General features: G+C 75.5%; 23 protein-coding genes and 1 pseudogene. 17 read left to right on the top strand and 7 right to left on the bottom strand.

Annotated elements, in window-relative coordinates; genetic code table 11:
* Positions 1-412: pseudogene (locus ABD994_RS19525) on the top strand (hypothetical protein); the annotation flags it as partial.
* A 1-nt stretch (position 413) separates the two neighbouring features.
* On the opposite strand, the gene ABD994_RS19530 reads toward ABD994_RS19525, so the two are convergent.
* Both ABD994_RS19530 and ABD994_RS19535 read right to left on the bottom strand, forming a co-directional pair.
* The gene (locus tag ABD994_RS19530; RefSeq protein ID WP_345418933.1) at positions 414-1,592 is read right to left on the bottom strand and encodes an MFS transporter; all 1,179 of its coding nucleotides are present in this window, start codon (positions 1,590-1,592) and stop codon (positions 414-416) included.
* Positions 1,589-1,891, bottom strand: coding sequence for a 4a-hydroxytetrahydrobiopterin dehydratase (locus ABD994_RS19535; protein ID WP_345418936.1), 303 nt, complete (start codon positions 1,889-1,891; stop codon positions 1,589-1,591). Before ABD994_RS19535 ends, ABD994_RS19530 begins: the two co-directional genes overlap by 4 nt.
* Positions 1,892-1,909: 18 nt before the next feature.
* Here ABD994_RS19535 and ABD994_RS19540 point away from each other — a divergent pair, with 18 nt between their 5' ends.
* A complete protein-coding gene (locus ABD994_RS19540; protein ID WP_345418765.1) occupies positions 1,910-2,320 on the top strand; it encodes an NUDIX domain-containing protein in 411 nt (136 codons plus the stop codon).
* Here the strand turns inward: ABD994_RS19540 and ABD994_RS19545 are convergent.
* Positions 2,286-2,534, bottom strand: a complete 249-nt coding sequence (locus tag ABD994_RS19545) for a hypothetical protein (RefSeq protein WP_345418768.1) — start codon at positions 2,532-2,534, stop codon at positions 2,286-2,288. The two genes, ABD994_RS19540 and ABD994_RS19545, sit on opposite strands and share 35 nt — an antisense overlap.
* 161 nt (positions 2,535-2,695) lie before the next feature.
* Here ABD994_RS19545 and ABD994_RS19550 point away from each other — a divergent pair, with 161 nt between their 5' ends.
* The 13 genes from ABD994_RS19550 to ABD994_RS19610 all read left to right on the top strand — a co-directional run bounded on the left by ABD994_RS19550 (position 2,696) and on the right by ABD994_RS19610 (position 17,297).
* A complete protein-coding gene (locus tag ABD994_RS19550; protein ID WP_345418771.1) occupies positions 2,696-4,855 on the top strand; it encodes an ABC transporter substrate-binding protein in 2,160 nt (719 codons plus the stop codon).
* Positions 4,856-5,011: 156 nt separating this feature from the next.
* Positions 5,012-6,607, top strand: a complete 1,596-nt coding sequence (locus ABD994_RS19555; protein WP_345418774.1) for a peptide ABC transporter substrate-binding protein — start codon at positions 5,012-5,014, stop codon at positions 6,605-6,607.
* Between the two features lie 85 nt (positions 6,608-6,692).
* Positions 6,693-7,619 carry an ABC transporter permease gene (locus ABD994_RS19560; protein WP_345418777.1) on the top strand — a complete coding sequence of 309 codons (927 nt, stop codon included), beginning with the start codon at positions 6,693-6,695 and terminating at the stop codon, positions 7,617-7,619.
* Positions 7,612-8,550, top strand: a complete 939-nt coding sequence (locus ABD994_RS19565; RefSeq protein ID WP_345418780.1) for an ABC transporter permease — start codon at positions 7,612-7,614, stop codon at positions 8,548-8,550. The genes ABD994_RS19560 and ABD994_RS19565 overlap by 8 nt, the downstream gene beginning before the upstream one ends.
* A gap of 5 nt (positions 8,551-8,555) precedes the next feature.
* Complete coding sequence (locus ABD994_RS19570) at positions 8,556-9,590, top strand: ABC transporter ATP-binding protein (RefSeq protein ID WP_345418783.1); 1,035 nt, start codon at positions 8,556-8,558, stop codon at positions 9,588-9,590.
* Entirely contained in the window at positions 9,587-10,594 is a 1,008-nt protein-coding gene (locus ABD994_RS19575; protein WP_345418786.1) for an ABC transporter ATP-binding protein, read from the top strand. The genes ABD994_RS19570 and ABD994_RS19575 overlap by 4 nt, the downstream gene beginning before the upstream one ends.
* A gap of 59 nt (positions 10,595-10,653) precedes the next feature.
* On the top strand, positions 10,654-11,514 hold the full coding sequence (gene mshB, locus ABD994_RS19580; protein WP_345418789.1) for an N-acetyl-1-D-myo-inositol-2-amino-2-deoxy-alpha-D-glucopyranoside deacetylase: 861 nt from the start codon (positions 10,654-10,656) through the stop codon (positions 11,512-11,514).
* A complete protein-coding gene (locus ABD994_RS19585; protein ID WP_345418793.1) occupies positions 11,511-11,972 on the top strand; it encodes a hypothetical protein in 462 nt (153 codons plus the stop codon). The genes mshB and ABD994_RS19585 overlap by 4 nt, the downstream gene beginning before the upstream one ends.
* Positions 11,973-12,001: 29 nt before the next feature.
* Positions 12,002-12,832 (top strand): hypothetical protein, encoded by an 831-nt coding sequence (locus ABD994_RS19590; RefSeq protein WP_345418796.1) that lies wholly within the window; start codon positions 12,002-12,004, stop codon positions 12,830-12,832.
* A gap of 171 nt (positions 12,833-13,003) precedes the next feature.
* A complete protein-coding gene (fdxA, locus tag ABD994_RS19595; RefSeq protein WP_345418799.1) occupies positions 13,004-13,324 on the top strand; it encodes a ferredoxin in 321 nt (106 codons plus the stop codon).
* Between the two features lie 8 nt (positions 13,325-13,332).
* Positions 13,333-14,463: a succinyldiaminopimelate transaminase gene (gene dapC / locus ABD994_RS19600; protein WP_425550087.1), complete on the top strand. Its 1,131-nt coding sequence runs from the start codon at positions 13,333-13,335 to the stop codon at positions 14,461-14,463.
* Complete coding sequence (locus ABD994_RS19605) at positions 14,460-15,638, top strand: MFS transporter (protein ID WP_345418802.1); 1,179 nt, start codon at positions 14,460-14,462, stop codon at positions 15,636-15,638. The genes dapC and ABD994_RS19605 overlap by 4 nt, the downstream gene beginning before the upstream one ends.
* A 57-nt stretch (positions 15,639-15,695) precedes the next feature.
* Complete coding sequence (locus ABD994_RS19610; RefSeq protein ID WP_345418805.1) at positions 15,696-17,297, top strand: AMP-binding protein; 1,602 nt, start codon at positions 15,696-15,698, stop codon at positions 17,295-17,297.
* On the opposite strand, the gene ABD994_RS19615 is transcribed toward ABD994_RS19610, so the two are convergent.
* The 3 genes from ABD994_RS19615 to dapD all read right to left on the bottom strand — a co-directional run bounded on the left by ABD994_RS19615 (position 17,298) and on the right by dapD (position 20,011).
* Positions 17,298-18,479: a cation:proton antiporter gene (locus tag ABD994_RS19615; RefSeq protein ID WP_345418808.1), complete on the bottom strand. Its 1,182-nt coding sequence runs from the start codon at positions 18,477-18,479 to the stop codon at positions 17,298-17,300. It abuts the gene before it with no gap.
* Positions 18,480-18,486: 7 nt separating this feature from the next.
* Positions 18,487-18,969: a cation:proton antiporter regulatory subunit gene (locus ABD994_RS19620; RefSeq protein ID WP_345418811.1), complete on the bottom strand. Its 483-nt coding sequence runs from the start codon at positions 18,967-18,969 to the stop codon at positions 18,487-18,489.
* Between the two features lie 64 nt (positions 18,970-19,033).
* A complete protein-coding gene (gene dapD, locus ABD994_RS19625; RefSeq protein ID WP_345418814.1) occupies positions 19,034-20,011 on the bottom strand; it encodes a 2,3,4,5-tetrahydropyridine-2,6-dicarboxylate N-succinyltransferase in 978 nt (325 codons plus the stop codon).
* Positions 20,012-20,031: 20 nt separating this feature from the next.
* On the opposite strand from dapD, the gene ABD994_RS19630 reads away from it, so the two are divergent.
* A complete protein-coding gene (locus tag ABD994_RS19630; RefSeq protein WP_345418817.1) occupies positions 20,032-20,682 on the top strand; it encodes a DUF1275 family protein in 651 nt (216 codons plus the stop codon).
* Positions 20,683-20,692: 10 nt separating this feature from the next.
* Positions 20,693-21,772: a succinyl-diaminopimelate desuccinylase gene (gene dapE, locus ABD994_RS19635; protein WP_345418820.1), complete on the top strand. Its 1,080-nt coding sequence runs from the start codon at positions 20,693-20,695 to the stop codon at positions 21,770-21,772.
* A 26-nt stretch (positions 21,773-21,798) separates the two neighbouring features.
* Here dapE and wrbA read toward each other — a convergent pair whose 3' ends face one another.
* Positions 21,799-22,431, bottom strand: coding sequence for an NAD(P)H:quinone oxidoreductase (gene wrbA, locus ABD994_RS19640; RefSeq protein ID WP_345418823.1), 633 nt, complete (start codon positions 22,429-22,431; stop codon positions 21,799-21,801).
* Positions 22,432-22,434: the final 3 nt, after the last annotated feature.

Below are 22,434 nucleotides of genomic sequence, written 5' to 3' on the forward strand. Positions count from 1 at the left end.
CGGCCCGGTCGCTGGCCCGGCGCCCGGCGCCACGCCCGTCCCCACCGCGGACGTGGCGCCGGCGGCCGCCGCCGTGCCCACCGGCGCCGACGGGGGCACCGAGCGGGCCGGGTCCCCGACCGGGCGGGGCGGGTCGGAAGCGGGGGAGTCCGGGTCCGGCAGCCGGTCGTCCGGCGGGTCCTCCGGCGGGTCCTCCGGCGACTCCGGCGGCGGGTCGGGCGGCGGGTCGTCGGGCGGCGGCGGGTCCTCCGGCGGGTCGTCCGGTGGCTCGTCGGGCGGGTCCTCGGGGGGTTCGTCCGGCGGGTCGGGCGGCTCCGGCGGTGGTGGCGGTGGTGGCGGTGGTGGTGGCGGCGGGATCGGCGTCGGCGCCTGCGTGGTCGTGGCCTGCGTGGACGTCGGGCTGGGCCGCTAGCTCACCCGCGGCGCCCGACGAGCAGCGCGACCGGCGCGGCGAGCAGGCACGCGAGGGCGGCGACGACGAACGCGGCCGGCCCGCCGGCGACGCCCAGCACCGCCGAGAGCGCCGCGGCGCCGAGCCCGGTGCCGGCGTCGTAGGCGGTGTTCCACCAGGTGCTGGCGGCGCCCGAGCGGGCCGGACCGGCGCGGGCGAACAGCCCGAGCAGCGTGTCGGCCTGCACCGCGCCGAAGCCGAGCCCGACGACGGCGGCGCCCGCGAGCACGACCGCGCCCTCGACCCCGGCGCCCGCGGCCACGGCGCCGGCCCCGACCGCCACGGCCGCGAGCCCGAGCAGGGTGAGCACCGGGGTGCGGCGGGAGCGCCGGTCGGCCAGCTCGCCGGCGAGGCTGCGGCCCGCGAGCTGGCCCGCGGTGAGCACGGCGAGCGCGACGGCGGCGGTGGCGGTGCCGCCCGCCAGGCCGGTCGGGGAGCCGACGCCGGGCGTCCACAGCGGCAGCACGGTGATGACACCGCCCGCCGCGGCGGCCGACACGACCATCGCCGTCCACGGGCCCGTCACCACCCGCAGGGGCAGCCCCGCCGCGGGCTCGCCGGTCGCGTCCGGCGCCGGCCGCGACGGCAGCCGCAGGCAGGCGAGGGCCGCGAGCACCGGCAGGACCGCGCCGGCCAGCATGACCGTCGCCGGGCCGAGCGCCGCGTAGGCCCAGACGCCGCCACTGAGCAGGGCGAGCTGCGGGAGCCCGAGCGCGAGCCCGTAGACGCCGACCGCCCGCCCGCGGCGCGCCGGCGGGGCGAGGTCGGCGACGAGGGCCGCCCCGGTCACCGTGACCAGGCCGAACCCGATCCCGCGCACGACCGCCACCGCGAACAGCGCGGGCAGCGCGGCCGTCGCCGCGAGCAGCGCGGCCGGGGCGCCCAGGGCGAGCACCCCGGCGATCAGCGCGGTCCGCGGCCCGACGCGGCGCAGCACCGCGGGCACGGCCAGCTGGGTGGCGACGGTGGCCGCCATGAACACGCCCGTCGTGGCGCCCGCGGCGCCGGGGCTCGCCCCCCCGGCCGCGGCGTGGACCGGCACCGCCGGCAGGAGCAGCGCGTAGCCGCCGAAGGCGAGGACCGTCGCGACGAGGACCGCGACGAAGGGCGCGGTCCAGAGCCGCCCGGGTGCCTCGATCAGGAGGCGCCGCGGGCGTCGAGCACGGCCGAGATCTTCGCGGCGAGGTCGGTGTCCTTGGCGGTGAGGCCACCCTCGGAGTGGGTGGACAGCTTGAACTTCAGGCTGTTGTAGCGGATGTCCATGTCCGGGTGGTGGTCGTTCTCCTCGGCCAGCTCGGCGACCGCGTCGACGGCGCGCACCGCCTCGACGAAGCTCGGCAGCTTGGCGAAGCGGACGATCGTGGCGTCGTCCTCCCGCTGCCAGCCCGGCAGGCCCTCGAGGGCCTCGGCGATCGCGTCCTCGCTCAGGAGTTCGGCCATGACGGCATCCTGACACGCATGGGACACGTCGTGGTGGGGGCGGCCGTGGTGCGCGACGGGCGGGTGCTGGCCGCGCGGCGCACCCGGCCCGCGGCGGCGGCCGGACGCTGGGAGCTGCCCGGCGGCGGGGTCGAACCGGGCGAGGACGAGGCGACGGCCCTGGCGCGCGAGCTGCGCGAGGAGCTCGCGCTCGACGCCGTCGACGTGGGCGAGCGGGTGGGGCCGGAGGTGGCGCTGCCCGGCGGGCGGGTCCTGCGCATCCGCGTCTGCCGGACCGACGGCGAGCCCACCGCGCTCGAGCACGACGCCCTGCGCTGGGTCGACCACGACGAGCTCGACGGGGTCGACTGGCTGGACGCCGACCGCGCGGTGCTGCCCGACCTGGCGGCCCTGCTCAGGCCGCCCGCGCCTTCTTCAGCGCCTTCTTGAGGTCCTTGCCCGTCACGCCGGCATCGGCCAGCCGGGCCGCGCGCATCAGCAGCACCGGGCAGCCCTTGCAGCGCGGGGTCGAGCGGCAGCACTGCTTCTTGATCTTCTTCGCGCCGGTGAGGGGCGCGGCGTGGGCGTAGTGCTCGAGGTGGAGCGGCACCTTCGGGGCCTTGTCCCCTCGGGGCTCCTTCTCCTTCTTGGCGCCCTTGCCCATGAGGTGAGGCTAACCTCCGGGTCCCGTCGGGATCCAGACCCCACGGGGGCCGACGGGCCCCTCCGTGTCACGATGACCACGCCGGTGCGGCGGGTCCCGCGGGGTCCGTCCGGCCGGTCCACCGACGCGGTCCCCCGAGGCAGAAGGGCCGGACGAAGGCTGTGACAGGTCCCCGACGCGCCGTCGGAGTCCTCCCCGCCCTCCTGCTCGTCCTCGCGGTCCTGGCGGCGTGCTCCGGCGACCCGCCGCCCGTGGTGGGCCAGGTGCCGACGCCGGCCCCCGCCCCGACGCCCCAGCTCGAGCCGGACCCCACCGAGCTGCGCCTCGGCGTCGACGACCTCGGCATCGGCTTCAACCCCCACCGCGTCGCCGAGGACACCCCGGTCTCGCGCGCGATGGCCGCCCTCGTGCTCCCGTCGGCCTTCCGCCCCGGGCCCGACGGCGAGCCGCGGCTGGACACGGCCGTCGTGACGTCGGCCCGCGTGACCGGGACCCGCCCGTTCACCGTGTCCTACGAGATCGCGCCGGCGGCGAGCTGGTCGGACAACGCGCCGGTGGCCGCCGAGGACTTCGTCTACCTGTGGCAGCAGATGCGCAGCCAGCCCGGGGTGATCAGCTCGGCGGGCTACCGGGCGATCAGCGACGTCCGCTCCCGCGCGGGCGGCAAGGCGGTCGACGTCGTGTTCGACCGCCCGTACCCGGCGTGGCCGACGCTGTTCGACCACCTCCTGCCCGCCCACCTGCTCAAGGACGCGCCCGGGTCGTGGGGCGGCGGGCTCACCGACAGCATCCCGGTGTCGGCCGGCCCCTACTCCGTGCGCGTCGTCGACCGCATCCGCGGGCAGGTCACCCTCGCCCGCAACGACCGCTTCTGGGGCACGCCCGGCGTGCCCGACGAGGTCGTCTTCCAGGCCGCCGAGGCGGGCTCGCTCATCGACCGCGTGCGCTCCGGTGACGTCCAGGCCACCCAGTTCCGCGCGACCGGGGCCGACCTCGCCGCGCTGGCCGCCGCCGGGCCGGGCCTGACCGTCCGGACGCTGCCCGAGCCCGCCCTCGTCCAGCTCGCCCTGCGCAGCGACGACGGCCCGCTGGCCGACCTGCGCGTCCGGCGGGCCGTGGCCGCCGCGCTCGACCGCGACGCCCTGCGCACGGTGGGCGCCGACGGCGGGCCGAGCGCCGACCTGCCGGCCGACGCCTTCGCGCGGGCGCCGTCGGAGCCCGGCTACCGGGCGACGCTGACGCCGGACTCCCCGGCCGCGCGCCGCGACCTCGCCGAGGCGGCCGGGCTGCTCACCGAGGCCGGCTACACGCGCGGCGCGGACGGCATCTGGCAGCGCGCGGGCCAGCCGCTGGTCCTGCGCCTGGCCGCCCCGCCGCAGGTCGCGCCGTACGGCCGGATGCTCGGCACCCTCGGCACGCAGCTGCGCACGGCGGGCATCGCCTCGGTGGTGGTGGCCGACGGCGGCGACGCAGGCTTCCTGCCCGGCCGCGGCCCGGCGTCGACCACGACGCCGGCGACCCCGGTGACCCCCGCGACCCCGGCCCCGACCCTCACGCCGACCACCCCGGGCGCGAGCCCCACCCCGACCACCCCGCTCCCGGTCGGCGCCAGCAGCACGTCCACCACGACGACCACCGTCCCGCCGACGCCCAACTCGGCGTCGGACCTCGCGGTCGCCGACATCGCCCTCGAGGCCCTCCCGATCGGCGCGGACCCGATCGCCGACCTCGCGTCGGTGGTCGGCTGCCCGGGCGGGCGCGCGCCGTCGACGTCGGGCCGGACGGTCCCCGACCCGGGCGTGGACCTCAGCGCCGCCGACCTCGCGACCCCGCCGACGCCGGGCGCCACGTCCACCGTGCCCAGCACCCCGGCCGCGCCCACGAGCACGTCCGCGCCCACCAGCGCGGCCCCCGCCGCGTCGGCCACCGGTGCCGCGCCGACGTCGACCGACGCGCCGGGCCCGACGACCGCGGGCAGCGCCCCCGACGCCGAGGAGCTCGCCGAGCTCACCGAGGAGCTCACCGACCCCCAGGCGTCCGAGGCACTGACGCCCACCGGCTTCTGCGACCCCGCCCTGCAGTCGCTGCTGGACGCCGCGTCCTCGGGTGCGGTCTCCACCGACACCGCCCTCGCCCTCGCCGAGCCCGCGCTGTGGGGCTCGCTGCCGACGATCCCGCTCTTCCAGGCCGCGTCGGTGCTGGTCGGGCCGTCGGACCGCACCGACGTCGTCGTGCCGCCGCTCACCGCGAGCCCCTTCGCCGGCGCCGACCGCTGGACCCCGCCCCCGGCGAGCCAGCGCGGGGACGACGGCATCAACTGACGTTTCTGTGACGGATGCCGTGAACGTTCTCGGAACTCTTGCCCCTCTCTAGGGAAACCCTTAGGTTCCTCCCGGCCGAGTGACGCGCGGTGACGACACGATTGCCCCGCGCGAGCGGTTCCGGCCTTCCCGCCACCACGAGGAGGAACGTTGTCGTTGCGTCGGTTGGTCACCCTGGTGGCCGGGGTGCTCGCCGTGGCGCTGGTCGCCACCGCGTGCGGCGGAGGTGGGGGCGACGACCAGAACGCGTCGACCATCAGCTCCGAGTGGGGCGAGCCGGAGAACCCGCTCATCCCGGGGAACACGACGGAGCAGAACGGCGGCGACGTGATCGACGCCCTGTTCGCCGGCCTCGTGAAGTACGACGTGAACACCGGTCGGCCGTCCAACGAGGTCGCCGACTCGATCACGACGACGGACAACAAGACCTTCACCATCAGGATCAAGCCGGGCTGGACGTTCCACGACGGCACGCCGGTGACCGCCCAGAGCTTCGTCGATTCCTGGAACTGGACCGCGTCCGGCCCGAACGCCGCCCAGGCGCAGTCGTTCATGGAGAAGATCGACGGCTACGACGAGGTCTCGACCGAGGCGCCGACCGCGCCGACGATGCGCGGCCTGCGGGTGGTCGACCCCCAGACCTTCACGGTCACGCTGAAGGCACCCTTCACGATCTTCCCGCTCACGCTGGGCTACTCGGCCTACTACCCGATGCCCCAGGCGTTCTTCCAGAACCGCCAGGCCTGGGAGGACCGGCCGATCGGCAACGGCGAGTTCCGGTTCGACAGCCGGACCCCGAACCAGAGCCTGACGCTGGTGCGCAACGACCAGTACGCGGGCCAGGACAAGGCGCAGGTCCAGCGCATCCAGTTCCGCGTCTACTCCGAGCTGCAGACCGCGTACGACGACGTCATCTCCGGCAACCTCGACCACGTCCGGGCCATCCCGTCGGCCGCTCTCGGCGGCGGACGCTGGCGGCAGGACCTGGGGGCGGGGGCCCACCAGAAGGAAGGGCTCGTCACCGACTCGCTCGGCTTCCCGCTCTACGACCCGCGGTTCGCCAATCCGCTGGTGCGCCAGGCGATCTCCATGGCCATCGACCGCCGGACGATCGTCGACCAGATCTTCGGTGGCGTCTACACCCCGGCGTCGGGCTACGCGACGGCCGCCGCCCAGGGCTTCGTGCCCGGCCAGTGCGGTGAGCTCTGCACCTACAACCCGGACCGCGCACGCCAGCTGCTCGCGCAGGCGGGCGGGTTCCAGGGCCCGCTGACGCTGACCGCCAACTCCGACGGTGGTCACGACCCCTACATGCAGGCCGTGGCCAACAGCATCCGCCAGACCCTCGGCATCGATGCCCGCTACACCCCGGTCCCGTCGTTCCAGGAGCAACGCCGGCTGGCCAACTCCCAGGGCTTCACCGGCCTGTTCCGCAACGGGTGGCAGGGCGACTACCCCGACATCGAGACCTTCCTGACCCAGCTCTACCGCACGGGGGCCTCGTCGAACGACTACGGGTACTCCAACCCGGCCGTCGACGCCGCGCTCTCGGCGGCCGACCAGGCGCCGACCGTCCAGGCGGCTGACCAGGGCTACGCGGCGGCCGAGCGCCTCGTGCTCGCCGATATGCCGAACATCCCGCTGTGGAGCCGCCCGGTGATCTACGGCAACAGCTCCCGGGTGGCCAGCGCCGAGCACAACCCGCTCAACCGCCAGGTCACCTCGACCTACGCGCTCAACCCGCAGGGCTGAACTCCCGGCCCGATCACCACCGCCGGCCCGGGACCGCGCAGCGAGGCGCGGTCACCCGGGCCGGTGTCCGGCCGAAGGGAGGACCGTGGGCCGCTACACGCTGCGGCGCCTGCTGCAGCTGGTCCCCGTGTTCCTGGGGACGACCTTCATCGTCTACTTCCTCGTCTGGGGACTGTCGGACGACCCGTTCGCGGGGAAGTGCGGGCAGCGCGCCTGCTCGGCGTCCTACGTCGCCGAGATGACCCAGCGCTACAACCTCGACGACCCGCTGATCGTGCAGTACCTCAAGTACCTCGGGTCGCTGCTCACCGGTGACTTCGGGCAGACGTTCTCGGGTACCGAGGTGTCCACGCTGATCGCGAACGCCTACCCGATCACCATCAAGCTCGCCCTCGTCGCCGTGGCCATCGAGGCCGTGATCGGCATCGCGGCCGGCGTCCTCACCGGGCTGCGGGGCCGCGGGTTCGTCGACAACCTCGTCCTGGTCTCGACGCTCGTGCTCATCGCCCTGCCGGTGTTCGTCACCGGCCTCGTGCTGCGCCAGGTGCTCGGGGTCGAACTCGGCTGGATCCGGCCCTCGGTGCCCAACAACCCGACGATCGGCCAGCTCTTCATCCCGGGACTCGTGCTCGGCAGCCTCTCGATGGCCTACATCGCGCGGCTGACGCGCACGAGCCTCGTCGAGAACAAGCGCGCCGACTTCGTGCGCACCGCGGTGGCCAAAGGACTTCCGCGGCGCCGGGTCGTCGGGGTGCACATGCTGCGGAACTCGCTCATCCCGGTGGTGACGTTCCTCGGCTACGACATCGGTGCACTCATGGGCGGGGCCATCCTCACCGAGGGCGTGTTCAACATCCGCGGTATCGGCGGGCTGGTGTTCCGGGGCATCCAGCAGCAGGACACCGCCACCGTGGTGGGCATCGTCGCCCTGCTCGTCATCGTCTTCCTGCTGGCGAACCTGATCGTCGACCTGCTCTACGCCGTGCTCGACCCGAGGATCCGCTATGACTGACGCCGCACCGGCCGTCCGGGCCGCCGGGGCCGCCGAGCCCGAGGAGGTCGAGGGCGTCGAGGCCGTCGGTGGCCTGTGGGCCGACGGCTGGGCCCAGCTGCGCCGGCGCCCGCTGTTCTGGGTCTCGTCCGCGCTCATCGTCGTCCTGCTCCTGATGGCGTTGTTCCCGTCGTTGTTCACCTCGGTGGACCCGCGCGCCGCCGACCTCTCGCTCTCCGGCGCCGACCCCTCGCCGGACGCGATCTTCGGGCGCGACCTGCAGGGGCGCGACATCTACGCGCGCGCGATCCACGGCGCCGCGCCGACCCTCACCGTCGGGCTGCTGGCGAGCCTCGGCACGGTCGTGGTCGGCGCGATCGCCGGGCTCGTCGCCGGGTTCCGCAGCGGATGGTCCGACGGCCTCATCTCCCGGATCGCGGAGATCTTCGCAGGGCTGCCGTTCATCCTCGGCGGCATCGTGATCCTCACGACGTTCAACCGGCCCGGGCAGATCGTCGGCGAGGTCCGCATCGTCACCCAGGTCGTGCTCACGATCGTCGTGCTGTCCTGGCCCCTGGCCATGCGCATCATGCGGGCGGCCGCGCTGGAGGCGACCCAGCAGGACTACGTCAAGGCGGCCCGCGCGCTGGGCGCGGGACCCTGGCGGATCGTGACGCGGCACATCCTGCCCAACACGCTGGCGCCGGTGCTCGTCTTCGCGACCATCCAGTTCGGGGTGTTCATCGGCGCCGAGGCCGCCCTGTCCTTCCTCGGGATCGGCCTGCGCGATCCCGTCGTGTCCTGGGGCGTGATGATCTCCGAAGCGCAGGAGCGCGTGGCCGACATCCCGCAGTCGCTGTTCTTCCCGGCCGCCTTCCTCGTCGTCGCGGTGCTGGCGTTCGTCATGCTCGGCGACGCCGTCCGCGACGCCTTCGACCCGAGAGGACGGTGACGTCGATGACGGGACCGGGAGAGCACCTGCTCGAGGTCGACGACCTCCGCGTCGAGTTCGGCCGTGGCCGCGACACCGCGTCCGTGCTCAACGGCGTGAGCTACCACGTCGACGCCGGCGAGACGCTCGCGGTGCTGGGCGAGTCCGGCTCCGGCAAGAGCGTCACCGCCCAGACGATCATGGGCATCCTCGACACCCCACCCGGGCGGGTCACCGGCGGCGCGGTGCGCTTCCGCGGCGAGGAGCTCCTCGGTGCCGACGAGGAGCGACGGCGCCTCCTGCGTGGCGAGTCGATGGCGATGATCTTCCAGGACGCGCTGTCGGCGCTGAACCCCGTCTACTCGGTGGGCTTCCAGATCGCCGAGCAGTTCCGTTTCCGCCGCGGGATGTCGCGGCGGGACGCGATGAAGCGCGCCGCGGAGATGCTGGACATGGTGCGGATCCCGAACGCGACACAGCGCGTGCGGGAGTACCCGCACCAGTTCTCCGGCGGCATGCGGCAGCGGGCGATGATCGCGATGTCGCTCGCCCTCGACCCGGAGCTGCTCATCGCCGACGAGCCGACGACCGCGCTCGACGTCACCGTGCAGGCGCAGATCATGGAGCTGCTCGACGAGCTGCGCCGCGAGCGGGGGATGGGTCTGATCCTCATCACCCACGACCTCGGCGTGGTCGCCGAGGTCGCCGACCGGATCGCCGTGATGTACGCGGGGCGCATCGTCGAGCACGCGGACGCCGCGACGCTCTACGCCCGCCCCGGGCATCCCTACACCCGCGGGCTCATGGACTCGGTGCCGCGGGTGGACGACGTGGCGGGCGCCGCGCTGCGGCCGATCCCCGGGCTGCCGCCGAGCCTGTCCGCGATCCCGAACGGCTGCCCGTTCCACCCGCGCTGCGCGTACGCGCAGGACGTCTGCACGGACGAGGTGCCACCGCTGCGGGCGCTCGGGAACGGACACCAGGCCGCCTGCCACTTCGCCGAGCGGTTCGTGGCGCAGGGTCCGGACCGGCCGGAGACCCAGGAGGTGGTGGGGCGATGACCCAGCCCGTGCTGTCCGTCCGCGACCTCGTCAAGCACTTCCCGGTCACCCGCGGAGTCCTCTTCCGCCGCACGATCGGCCACGTCCGGGCCGTCGACGGCGTCTCGCTCGACCTCTACCCCGGCGAGACGCTGGGCGTGGTCGGCGAGTCCGGCTGCGGCAAGTCGACGCTGGCGCAGGTCCTCATGCGCCTGACGCCGCCGACGAGCGGCACGGCGACGTTCGAGGGCGAGGACCTGTTCGCCAAGCGCGGGTCGGCGCTCACGGCGTGGCGCCGCGACATGCAGATCGTGCTGCAGGACCCGTACACGTCGCTGAACCCGCGCAAGACGGTCGGCGACATCGTCGGTGAGCCCTTCGACATCCACCCCGAGGTGGCCCCGAAGGGCGACCGCCGCCGACGGGTGCAGGAGCTGCTCGAGGTGGTCGGGCTCAACCCCGAGCACATCCGCCGCTACCCGCACCAGTTCTCCGGCGGGCAGCGCCAGCGCATCGGCATCGCGCGGGCGCTGGCGCTGCGGCCCAAGGTCATCGTGTGCGACGAGCCGGTGTCGGCGCTCGACGTCTCGATCCAGGCGCAGGTGCTCAACCTGCTCTCGGATCTGCAGCGCGAGTTCGGGCTGGCGTACCTGTTCATCGCCCACGACCTCGGCGTCGTGCGCCACCTCTGCGACCGCGTCGCGGTGATGTACCTCGGCTCGATCGTCGAGACCGGCACCGCCGACGAGATCTACACGCGGGCGGCGCACCCGTACACGCAGGCGCTGCTGTCGTCGGTGCCGGTGCCCGACCCGTCGCTGCGCGGGCGGCGCGAGGCGATCCGGCTGGAGGGCGACGTGCCGAGCCCCGCGGACCCGCCGTCGGGCTGCCGGTTCCGCACGCGCTGCCCGAAGGCCGCGACGATCTGCGCGGAGGACCCGCCGGCGCTCGAGGTGCGCCCGTCCACCGACCACCCGGCGGCGTGCCACTTCGCGGAGCCGCCGCACCTGGTCCGGGCCGACTAGGCCACCCGTCCGACCCGGTGGCGGCGCCGGGGGAGCGGAGCGCCTACCGTCACCGGTTCGTGAGTCCCGGTCCGCTGCTGCTCGTCCACGCCCACCCCGACGACGAGACGATCACGTGTGGCGGGCTGATGGCGCGGGCCGCACAGGCCGGGACGCCGGTGACGCTCGTGACGTGCAACCGCGGCGAGGCGGGCGAGGTGATCCCGCCCGGGCTGCGCCACCTCGCCGGTGACGCGCTGGGCGAGTACCGCGAGGGCGAGCTGGCCCGGGCCTGCGCGGCGCTGGGCGTCACCGACCACCGCTGGCTCGGCAGGGTCGGCCGATGGCACGACTCCGGGATGGTCCGCGTCGGCGAGGGCATCCTGGCGGCCGCTCCGGACGCGATCTCCCCGGACGCCTTCGCGGCGCCCGACGCGTTCGACGCGCAGGTGAAGGCCCTGGTGGACGTGGTGCGCGACGTCGGGCCGCGCGTGGTGGTGAGCTACGACCACGCCGGCGGCTACGGCCACCCGGACCACGTGCGCGCCCACGAGATCACGATGGCCGCCGTCGCCGAGGTCGACCCCGACGCGTCGGCGATCACCGTCGCCGCGACGGCCGCACCGCGCGACGAGGTGGACGCGGCACTCGCGGTGCTGCGCCGCCGCTCGTGGCTCGGCCTGCCGGTGCCGCCGGTGGACGACCTGCCGACCGTTCCGGACGCGACGATCACGACGCGTCTGCCGCTCGGCGGGGCGCGCGTCGCCAAGCTGGCCGCGCTGCGCGCGCACGCCACCCAGATCGCCGTGTACGACGACGGCGCCGAGCCCCCGGTCTACGCGCTGTCGAACGGCCTCGCCCAGCCCGTGCTCGGCGTCGAGTGCTTCGTGCACCTGCGCGGCCCCCGGGCCGCCGCCGACGACCTGCTCGCCCCGGCGTGAGCTCCCCCGGGGGGAGCGAGGGCGTCCCTCGCGCCGCGGAGAGCAGCGAGGGTGACCCTCGCTCCGGCCCCTCCCGGCGCGCGGTGGTGGGCGTCGTCGCCGTCGGGGTGCTGGCGCTGGACGCGCTTCTCCTGGCGTGGACCGAGATGGCGTGGCTGACCGTGCGGGTCGGCGAGGGCGCGGTGCCGCTGCCGCTGGCCGCGGTCGTGGCGCTGGTGACGACCCCGGTGCTCGTGCTCGCCGCCGACGCGGCCCGGCCCGGCAGCCGGGCCCCGCTGGTGGTGCTCGCGGTGTGGACGCTGACGGTCGTCGGGGCGGGGCTGTGGAGCCCCGCGGGCGGCGGGGTCCTGCCGCCGGACTGGCGGGCGATCGTCCTGCTGGCGGGCGGCGTGCTGCCCGGGGCCCTGGCGCTGTCGTGGACGTCGGCGCGCCGCCGGGTGACGCAGGCCCGGGGTTGAAGGCCCCGGCGGTCGGGAAACGTGCCGCCATGCCCGCCATCCCCGACGAGCACGTCGTCCGCGTCCTGCGGCCCTTCGTCGCCGCCACCGGCCCGGTCCTGCGCGGCCTGCGCGACGCCGACCCGTTCCGGCTCGGGCGCCTGGCCCGCCGCCGGGCACTCGAGCTCTCCGAGCAGTCGGGACGCGAGCCCGAGCCGGCGCCCACCACCCGTCGCGGCCGCGCCGGGCGCGTGCTGCGCCACGGGCGCGCCCGGGCGCTCGACCGGCTCGCGACGTCGAAGCTGCCCGGCACCCCGCGGTGGCAGTCGATGAGCCCCGAGGAGCGGGACCAGTGGTGGGTGTCGCGCGTCGGGCGCTTCACCTCGGTGGTCGCGTCGATCCCGGGCATCGGTGGCGCGCTGGCGCGGCGCCTGCCGGTGTCGGACATCCTCGGCCTCGCCGCCCAGGGCCTGGTCGTGTGCGCGATCGCCAGCGAGCACGGGATGGACGGGCGCGACGAGCAGGTCCGCCTGCTCGCGAACGTGCTGTTCGGCCGCGACGTCGACCCGAGCCGGCACGGCGACCCGCACGGCGCCGACGTCGAGCGCGAGGCCGGGGAGCTGCGCGGCACCGTCGGGCAGGAGCACGAGGAGCGCGGCCGGCTCTCCGCGCTGGCGCACGCGGTGTGGCGCATGGGCAAGACGCTGTGGGGCCTGCAGTCCGAGCTCGACCGCCGGCCCCAGGGCGGGCGCGTCTGGCGCGGCGTGGCCAACCTGCCGGTCGTGGGCGCGGTCGGCAGCTACCGCAGCGAGCGCTCCGGGCTCAAGCGCGCCGCCCGCGCGGCGGCCCGGTGGGTGGCGCGTGAGCAGGGACGTGCGTGAGGGTGTGACGGCCGCCATCCCCGAGCTGGGCAATCAGGGCGCCCCCGCACGGGCGTGACGCGGCGCCGGACGGAATACTCGCCGCAGGCGTCACCCGACGGCCGCGTGACACCACCACGCGTGGGTCGCGGGGAGAGGCCCGAGCATCGTGAGTGAGGAGCAGGAGCAGACGTGACGTACGTGATCGCCGAACCGTGTGTCGACGTGCTCGACAAGGCGTGCATCGAGGAGTGCCCTGTCGACTGCATCTACGAGGGCGGGCGGATGATGTACATCCACCCCGACGAGTGCGTCGACTGCGGGGCCTGCGAGCCGGTCTGCCCCGTCGAGGCCATCTACTACGAGGACGACGTCCCCGACCAGTGGTCGGTCTACACGCAGGCCAACGTCGACTTCTTCGACGAGCTGGGCTCGCCCGGCGGGGCGGCCAAGGTCGGCAAGGTCGACCGCGACGCGGGCCCCGTGCCCGAGCTGCCGCCCCAGGGCGAGTGACGACGGGAGTGACCACCACGGGTCCGGCCGGGATCCGGTTCCCGGCCCTGCCGGACTTCCCGTGGGACAGCCTCGCCGGGGCCGCCGCGATCGCGCGCGGTCACCCGGACGGGGTGGTCGACCTGTCGGTGGGCACGCCCGTCGACCCGGTCCCCGAGGCCGTGGGCGAGGCCCTGCGCGCCGCCTGGGACTCGCCGGGCTACCCGCAGACGTGGGGCACGCCCGCGCTGCGGCAGGCCGCGGTCGACGCCCTGGCCCGCCGCCACGGCGCGGGCCGCGGCGCCGGCGAGGGTCTCGACCCGGACGCGGTGCTGCCCACGATCGGCTCGAAGGAGCTGGTCGCCTGGTTGCCGACGCTCCTGGGCCTGGGGCCGGGCGACGTCGTCGCCTTCCCCGACCTCGCCTACCCCACCTACGAGGTGGGCGCGCAGCTCGCGGGCGCGCGCCCGGCGCGGGTGCGCGACGACGAGCCGCTGCCCGCGGGCACCCGGCTGCTCTGGCTGAACTCGCCGTCCAACCCGACGGGCCGGGTGCTCGACGCCGCGGCGCTGACCGACCGCGTCGCGGAGGCCCGGGCGACGGGCGCGGTCGTCGCCGCCGACGAGTGCTACCTCGCGCTGCCCGGCCCGGGCGTCCTGACCACGTCGGTGCTCGATCCCGGCGTGCACGGCGGCGACGTCACCGGCCTGCTGGCCGTGCACTCCCTGTCGAAGACCTCGAACCTGGCCGGCTACCGCGCGGGCCTCGTGCTCGGCGACCCGGTGCTGGTCGGCGGCCTGCTGCAGGTGCGCAAGCACGCCGGGATGATCGTCCCGCGCCCGGTGCAGGAGGCCATGACCGCGGCGCTGCGCGACGACGTCCACGTCGCCGACACCCGCGCGCGCTACGACGCCCGCCGCACCGTGCTGCGCCCCGCGCTGGAGGCGGCCGGGCTGCGCGTCGAGCACTCCGAGGCCGGGCTCTACCTGTGGGCCACCGCCGACGAGCCCTGCCGCGCGACGGTCGACCGCCTCGCCGCGCGCGGCATCCTCGTCGCGCCCGGCGAGTTCTACGGCCCCGCCGGTGGGGCGCACGTGCGCGTCGCGCTCACCGCGTCCGACGAGCGCATCGCCGCGGCCGCGCAGCGCCTCGCGGGGTGACCGACACGCAGCGACCGGTGCGCCCGGTCGTCGTGCTGCTCGCGGTGCTGGCGCTCGGCGTCAACCTGCGGGCGTCGCTGTCGGCGTACCCGCCGCTGATCGAGACGGTCCGCGCCGACCTCGGCATCTCGGCCGGGGTGGCGGGGCTGGTCCAGGCCGGCGTGGTGCTGATGATGGGGGCCGGGTCGTTCGCCGCGCCCGCCCTGGCGCGGCGGATCGACCGGGAGCGGGCGGCGGCCGTCGGCATCACCGCCATCGCCGCCGGGTCGCTCGTGCACGGCGTCCCCGCGGTCGTCGCGCTCGTCGGCGGGAGCGTGGCGATCGGGCTGGGGATCGGGGTCGTCGGCGTCGCCATCACCGGCGTCGTGCGCGACCACCTGCCCGAGCGGGCGGGCGCGGCCACCGGGCTCTACACGGTGTCGATGATGGGCGGGGCGACGGTCGCGTCGCTCACCGCGCTGCCGCTGGCCGACGTCCTGGGCGGCTGGTGGTGGGCGCTCGCGGCCTGGGCGCTGCCGGCGGTGCTGGCGCTGGTCGTGTGGTGGCCGGTCACGCGGCGCCTGCACGACATCCCGCAGGCCTCGCCCGTCCCGCTGCCCTGGCGCAACCGCTTCGCCCGGCTCGCGGTGCTGTTCCAGGCGATGTCGTCGGTGCAGTTCTACGCGTGGCTGACGTGGCTCGCGCCGTTCTACGAGGCGCAGGGCTTCTCCACCGAGGCCGCCGCGCTGGTGCTGTCGGTGTGGAACGTCGTGCAGATCCCCGCGGCACTGATCGTGCCGGCCCTCGCCGAGCGGCGGCGGGCGTGGGCGCCGTGGGCCGCGGCCTGCGTGGTGTGCGGGGCGCTCGGCGTCGGAGGCACGCTCGTCGCCCCCGTCCTGCCCGTCGTGGGGCCCTGGCCGTGGGTGGTGCTGGCGTCGCTCGCCGTCGGCGCGGGCTTCCCGCTGGGCCTCGCCGTCGTCGCCTGGCGCACGCCCGACGGTGCGACGTCCGCGTCCGTCTCGGCGATGACGCTCGGCTCGGCGTACATCGTCGCCGGCCTCGCCCCGCTCGGCATGGGCGTGCTCATCGACGCCGCCGGCTACCCGGCCGCCCTCGCAGTGATCGCGGCGGGCGTGCTCCTGCAGGGCGTGGCCGTGCTGCGGCTCGGGCCGCGGCACGTCGTCTACGCGGACTGACACCGCAGACCGACACCGCGGGGTGACACGGGTCACCCCGCCCGGCACGGTGGTGGCATGACGACCACGGGCGCCGGGATGGGCGCGGCCTCCTTCCGCGAGGGCGACACGTCGGTGCCGCTGCCGGAGCGCTCGATCGGGGACGCCCTGCGCGCGGCGGCGGCCGCCGCCCCCGACCACCGCGCCGTCGTCGAGGGCTCGCCCGGGCCGGGCCCCCTGCGCACGCTGACCTACGCCGAGCTGCTCGCCCGGTCCGAGGAGGTGGCGCGGGCGCTGCTGGGCCGCTTCCGTCCCGGTGAGCACGTGGCCGTGTGGTCGCCGAACTCCCTCGAGTGGATCCTCCTCGAGTACGGCGCCGCGCTCGCCGGCCTCGTCCTCGTCACCGCCAACCCCGCCTACCAGGCCGGCGAGCTGGCGTACGTGCTCGGCCGGTCGCGCAGCGCGGGGCTGTTCCACGTCGCGAGCCACCGCGGCAACCCGATGACCGAGATCGTCGCGGAGGTGCGCGGCGACCTGCCCGACCTGCGCGAGGTCGTCGACCTCGCCGAGCTCGAGGCGTTCACCGCGGGCGGCGACCCGGCCACCCCGCTCCCCGAGGTCCGGCCGCACGACCGCGTGCAGATCCAGTACACGTCGGGCACGACGGGCTTCCCCAAGGGCGTGCTGTTGCGCCACCACGGGCTGCTCGAGAACGCGCGGCTCACCCTCGAGCGGATGGGCGTCGGCCCCGCGGACACCCTCGTCTGGCCGATGCCGCTGTTCCACACCGCGGGCTGCGGCATGGGCGTGCTCGGCGCGGCGGCGACCGGCGCGACGATCGTCTACCTCACCGCGTTCGACCCCGCCCGCCAGCTCGAGCTGATCGAGGCCGAGCGCGCCACGATCTCCGGCGGGGTGCCGACGATGCTCGTCGCGATGCTCGCCCACCCCGACGCCGGGACGCGGGACACCTCCTCGCTGCGCTGCCTGTTCGCCGGCGGCTCGCCAGTGCCGGTGGAGGTGGCGCGCGAGGTCGAGCGCCGCCTCGGCGGGCGGGTGTCGATCGTCTTCGGCACCACCGAGACCTCCCCGATCATCACGGCCACCTCGCCCGACGACCCCGAGGACGTCCGCACCGGCACGCTCGGCGAGCCGCTGCCGCACACCGACGTGAAGATCGCCGACCCGGTGACGGGCGAGCCCGTCCCGGTCGGCGAGGTGGGGGAGCTGTGCGCGCGGGGCTACCTCGTCATGGAGGGCTACTACGACCAGCCCGAGGCCACGGCCGCCGTCCTCGACGTGGCGGGCTGGTACCACACCGGGGACCTCGCCTCGCTGGACGCGCAGGGCCGGCTGCGCGTCGAGGGGCGCATCAAGGACATGATCATCCGGGGCGGGGAGAACATCTACCCCCGCGAGATCGAGGAGATCCTCCAGGCCCACCCGGGCATCGCCGAGGTCGCCGTGGTCGGGCGGCCCGACCCGCACTGGGGGGAGACGGTCGCCGCGTTCGTGCGGCCGGTCACGGGAGCCGAGCCCCGCCCCGAGGAGCTGCACGCCTGGTGCCGGGAGCGTCTGGCGGCCTACAAGACGCCGGCGAGCTGGCACCTCGTCGACGAGATGCCGGTGACGGCGTCCGGGAAGATCCGCAAGAACGAGCTGCGGGAACGCCTGCTCTGATCAGGTGGCGGGCGCGGGGCGCAGCCGGCGCGTGATCGCCCCGTGCACCGGCTCGACCACCCGGGCCGCCACCGGCCCGAGGATCGCCATGAGCAGCACGTACGTCGTGGCGAGCGGGGCGAGCCCGGGGTCGACCGACCCCGTGGTCAGCGCGAGCCCGGCGATGACGATCGAGAACTCGCCACGGGCGACGAGCGCGGCGCCGGCGCGCCACCGTCCGAGCCGCCCGACCCCGATCTGGCGCGCGGCGAACCACCCCGCCCCGACCTTCGTCGCCGTCGACACCACCGCCAGCGCGATCGCCGCCGGCAGCACCGCGGGGATCTGGCGCGGGTCGGTGTTGAGGCCGAACACGACGAAGAACACCGCGGCGAACAGGTCGCGGAGGGGCGCGAGCACGCGGGTGGCGTTCTCGGCGGTGTCCTCCGAGATCGCGATGCCGAGCAGGAACGCCCCGACGCCGGCCGACACCTGCAGCGACGAGGCGACGCCGGCGACGAGCAGCGCGATGCCGAACACGCGCAGCAGGAACACCTCGGAGCTGGGTGACTCGACCACCGACGACACCACCCGCCCGAACCGCAGCGCCACGAGGAGCACGACGACGAGCAGGCCGAGGGCGATGGCCACGGTGCGCAGGCCGGCGGCGAAGCCCAGCGCGGCGAGCGCGGCGGTGGTGATCGGCAGGTAGAGGGCCATCGCCAGGTCCTCCATGACGAGCACGGAGAGCACGGCCGGCGTCTCGCGGTTGCCGAGGCGGCCCAGCTCCTCGAGGACCTTGGCGACGATCCCCGACGACGACACCCAGGTCACCCCGGCCATCGCCAGCGCCCCGAGCGGGCCCCAGCCCAGGATCAGCGCGGTGATCGCGCCCGGGGCGGCGTTGAGGACCATGTCGACGATCCCGGCCAGCCACGAGCGCCGCAGGCCGCCGACGAGGTCGGAGGCCGAGTACTCGAGGCCGAGCAGCAGGAGCAGCAGCACCACCCCGACCTCGCTGGCCACCCCGGTGAACGGCTCGATGCCCTCGAGGGGCAGGAAGCCGCCCGCGCCGAAGGCGAGCCCACCGAGCAGGTAGAGCGGCACCGGCGAGATCCCGAGGCGCCCGGCGACGCGCCCGAGCACGCCGAGGCCGAAGAACAGCGCGCCCAGCTCGATCAACGAGAGGGCGGTGGAGTGCACGAGCCGATCAGCCGCCCTCGAGGATCGCGGCGGCCTGGCCCAGGCCGTCGCCGGTGCCGACGACCACGACGAGGTCGCCCGCGCGGAACGTGAAGTCCGGCCCGGGCGAGGGGGACACGACGTGGTCGCGCACGACGGCGACGATCGACGTGCTGGTGCGGGTGCGCATCGCCGTGTCGCCGAGGGTGCGCCCGTCGTAGGGCGAGCCGGCGCCGACCGGGAACTGCGCGGTGGTGATGCCCTCGACCTCGCGCTGCTGGTCCTGGAGCTGCGCGACGAGGTTCGGGGCGCCCAGCAGCGTGCCCAGCGCCTGGCCCTCGGCGTCGGTGAGCCCCACCGACGCGGTGCACGCGTCGGGGTCCTCCCGCCCGGAGACCAGCAGCTCGCGGTGACCGTCGCGATGGGTCAGCACACCGATCCGCCTCCCCGCCGTCGTCGTGAACTCCTGCTTGGTGCCGATCCCCGGCAGCCGCGTGACCTCGACGTCCACGGTGTCCAGCGTACGAGTCCGATCACTGCCCGGACGTCGCGGTGTGGCCGGTGCGACGGCCCGGTCAGTTGGCGTGCAGCGCCGCGTTCAGCTCGACCTCGGCGTTCTCCGTGCGCGGCAGGGCGTGGACGGCGCCGGTGGTCGAGTCACGGCGGAAGAGCAGCCCGGAGCGCCCGGACAGCTCGACGGCCTTGACCACGCCGCCGTCCTCCAGCGTCACGCGGGTGCCGGCGGTGACGTAGAGGCCGGCCTCGACGACGCAGTCGTCGCCGAGGGAGATGCCGACGCCGGCGTTGGCGCCCAGCAGGCAGCGCTCGCCGATGGCGATGACCTCCTTGCCGCCGCCCGAGAGCGTCCCCATGATCGACGCGCCGCCGCCCACGTCGGAGCCGTCGCCGACGACGACGCCGCCGGAGATGCGGCCCTCGACCATCGAGGCGCCCAGGGTGCCGGCGTTGAAGTTGACGAAGCCCTCGTGCATCACCGTCGTGCCCTCGGCGAGGTGCGCACCGAGGCGGACGCGGTCGGCGTCGCCGATGCGCACGCCGGTCGGGATGACGTAGTCGACCATGCGGGGGAACTTGTCCACGGCGTAGACGGTGACCGGCCCGCGGCCGCGCAGCCGGGCCCGGACCCGCTCGAACCCCGGCACCGGGCAGGGCCCGTGGTTGGTCCACACGACGTTGGCGAGGTGGCCGAAGATGCCGGTCAGGTCGACCCCGTGGGGCGCCACGAGGCGGTGCGAGAGCAGGTGCAGCCGCAGGTAGACGTCGTAGGCCGACGCGGGCGGTCCGGTGAGGTCGGCGACCGTCCGCACGGCGACGACCTCGACCCCGCGGTCGTGGTCGGGGCCCAGCGCGTCGACCAGCGAGGGCTCGAGCTCGCCGGCCGGCACCACCACGACGCCGGGCTCCTCGGCCATGTCGTCCGCCGCGTCCGAGAGCTCGGGCAGCGGGTACCAGACGTCGAGGACGGTGCCGTCGTCGGTGACGGTGGCCAGGCCGACGCCGAGGGCACGGGACGGGTGCGCGCGAGTGGTCATCGTCCGCCAGGCTAGCGGGCGTGACCGCCTCCGCGTCCGGGCGCGCGCCCGGCCGGGCGGCGACGGCGTCGACGCTGCTCGCCGCCCTCGCGGGCGTCGTGGACCTGTGGGCTGTGACGAGCCTCGGCGGCCCGTTCGCGGGCGTCGTCACGGGCAACCTCGTGACGCTCGGCGCGGCGCTCGGGCGGGGCGGGGGGACGGTGCTGTGGCCACCGCTGGTGGCCGTGGCCGGGTTCGCCGCGGGTGTCGGGGTGTGGTCGCTGCTGTGGCGCCGGCGACCCTCGGCGATCGCCCGCCCGCTGCTCGTGGAGCTCGCCGTGCTGGTGGTCCTGGCGGCGGCGTGGCTGGTCCCGTCCGTCCCCACGACGGTGCTGCTGGCGGGCGCGGCGCTCGCGATGGGCGGGCAGAGCAGCACGGCGCTGCGGCTCGGGGAGTCGACGACCTACCTCACCGGGACGCTCACCGGCGGCATCGCCGCCGCGGTGACGGGCGGGCCGCCGGGGCGGGTGGCGGCGCTGCGCCAGCTCGTCGCGCTCGTCGCCGGGGCCGTCGTGGCGGTGCTGCTGCTCGGGCCGGCCCGGTGGTCGGTGCCGGTGCTGGCCGTCGCGCTGCTGGTCACCGCCGTCGTCGTGCTGGGACGACCCGGTGGAGCAGACCGATCACCCCGTTAGCCTCGGGGCCGTGACCGCGCCGCCCGTCGTCCTGGACCTGCACGCCGACCCCGTGTCGCTGACCGCGGCGCTGGTCGACGTGCCGAGCGTCTCGGGCGACGAGGCGGCCCTCGCCGACGCGGTGCAGACCGCCCTGGCGAGCCAGGCCCCGCACCTCGAGCTGCTGCGCTCCGGCGACGCGCTGATGGCCCGGACCCGGCTCGGGCGCCCGCGCCGGGTGCTGCTCGCCGGGCACCTCGACACCGTGCCCATCGCGGACAACGTCCCGTCGCACCGGGACGGCGGCACGCTGTACGGCTGCGGCACGAGCGACATGAAGTCCGGCGTCGCCGTCATGACCCACCTGGCCGCGACGCTCGTCGAGCCGGCCCACGACGTCACGCTCGTGCTCTACGACTGCGAGGAGGTCGAGTCCGCGCGCAACGGGCTGGGGCGCCTCGAGCGCGAGCACCGCGACTGGCTCGACGCCGACCTCGCGCTGCTCGGCGAGCCGACGTCCGGGCAGGTCGAGGCGGGGTGCCAGGGCACGCTGCGGGTGGTCGTGCGCACGACCGGGCGGCGAGCCCATTCGGCGCGGTCGTGGCTGGGGGAGAACGCGATCCACGCCGCGGCGCCGGTGCTGGCGCGGCTGGCCGCCCACTCCGCCCGCGAGGTCGACATCGACGGCTGCCGCTACCGCGAGGGCCTGCAGGCGGTCCGGATCGCCGGGGGCGTCGCCGGCAACGTCGTGCCCGACGTGTGCGAGGTGACGGTCAACTTCCGCTTCGCCCCGGACCGGTCGCTCGACGACGCCCGCGCCCACGTGGCGGGCGTCCTCGACGGCTTCGACCTCACCGAGACCGACGCCGCCCCCGGTGCCCTGCCGGGGCTGGCCGCGCCGGCGGCGGTCGACTTCGTCACCGCCACCGGCACGGTCCCGGTCGCCAAGTACGGCTGGACCGACGTGGCCCGCTTCGCCGCGCTGGGCATCCCGGCGCTGAACTTCGGCCCGGGCGACCCGAACCTCGCGCACACCCGCGAGGAGTCGGTGCCCGTCGCGGCCGTCACGGCCGCCTGCGACGTCCTGCGCACGTACCTGACCCGCGCCTGAGCGTCCGCGGGGTGTCGGCCCGCGGCTCAGATCGCGGCGGCCTCGCTGCGGCCCGCGACGAGCTGGCGGGTGACCGTCGCGACGCGCTGGCCCGCGTACTGCGTGGCGTGGCGCGTGTCCTCGGAGATCGGGTTCGCGCCCTGGCCGTCGACGTGCGACGGGCCGTAGGGGTTGCCGGTGGTGAACTGGATCGGGTCGGTGTAGCCCGGCGTCACGATCACGCCGCCGAAGTGGTGGACGGTGTTGTAGAGCGCGAGCAGCGTCGACTCCTGGCCGCCGTGGGCGGTCGAGGTCGAGGTGAAGCCCGAGTACACCTTGTCGGCGAGCTGGCCCTGCGCCCACTGCGGGCCGAGCGTGTCGATGAACTGCTTGAGCTGCGCGGCCACGTTGCCGTAGCGCGTCGGGGTGCCGAACACGACGGCGTCGGCCCACAGCACGTCGTCCGCCGTCGCCTCGGGGACGTCCTCCGTCGCCGCCGCATGGGCCTGCCAGGCCTCGTTGGCCGCGATGGCCTCGGGCGGCGCGAGCTCGTGCACCTTGCGCAGGCGCACCTCGGCGCCCGCGCTCTCCAGGCCCTTGGCGTACTCCTGCGCCAGCGCGTGGACCGTGCCGGTCGAGCTGTAGTAGATGATCGCGACCTTGGGGGTGACCGTCGCCACGGG

Origin of the sequence: Actinomycetospora chlora (assembly GCF_039542135.1) — a bacterium.
Taxonomy (GTDB): domain Bacteria; phylum Actinomycetota; class Actinomycetes; order Mycobacteriales; family Pseudonocardiaceae; genus Actinomycetospora; species Actinomycetospora chlora.

Excerpts from the sequence above, each read along its gene's own strand:
- ABD994_RS19535 (WP_345418936.1), bottom strand. The coding sequence starts at position 1,891 with ATGGCCGAACTCCTGAGCGAGGACGCGATCGCCGAGGCCCTCGAGGGC.
- ABD994_RS19540 (WP_345418765.1), top strand. The coding sequence starts at position 1,910 with ATGGGACACGTCGTGGTGGGGGCGGCCGTGGTGCGCGACGGGCGGGTG.
- ABD994_RS19545 (WP_345418768.1), bottom strand. The coding sequence starts at position 2,534 with ATGGGCAAGGGCGCCAAGAAGGAGAAGGAGCCCCGAGGGGACAAGGCC.
- ABD994_RS19565 (WP_345418780.1), top strand. The coding sequence starts at position 7,612 with ATGACTGACGCCGCACCGGCCGTCCGGGCCGCCGGGGCCGCCGAGCCC.
- ABD994_RS19570 (WP_345418783.1), top strand. The coding sequence starts at position 8,556 with ATGACGGGACCGGGAGAGCACCTGCTCGAGGTCGACGACCTCCGCGTC.
- ABD994_RS19575 (WP_345418786.1), top strand. The coding sequence starts at position 9,587 with ATGACCCAGCCCGTGCTGTCCGTCCGCGACCTCGTCAAGCACTTCCCG.
- ABD994_RS19590 (WP_345418796.1), top strand. The coding sequence starts at position 12,002 with ATGCCCGCCATCCCCGACGAGCACGTCGTCCGCGTCCTGCGGCCCTTC.
- ABD994_RS19610 (WP_345418805.1), top strand. The coding sequence starts at position 15,696 with ATGACGACCACGGGCGCCGGGATGGGCGCGGCCTCCTTCCGCGAGGGC.
- dapD (WP_345418814.1), bottom strand. The coding sequence starts at position 20,011 with ATGACCACTCGCGCGCACCCGTCCCGTGCCCTCGGCGTCGGCCTGGCC.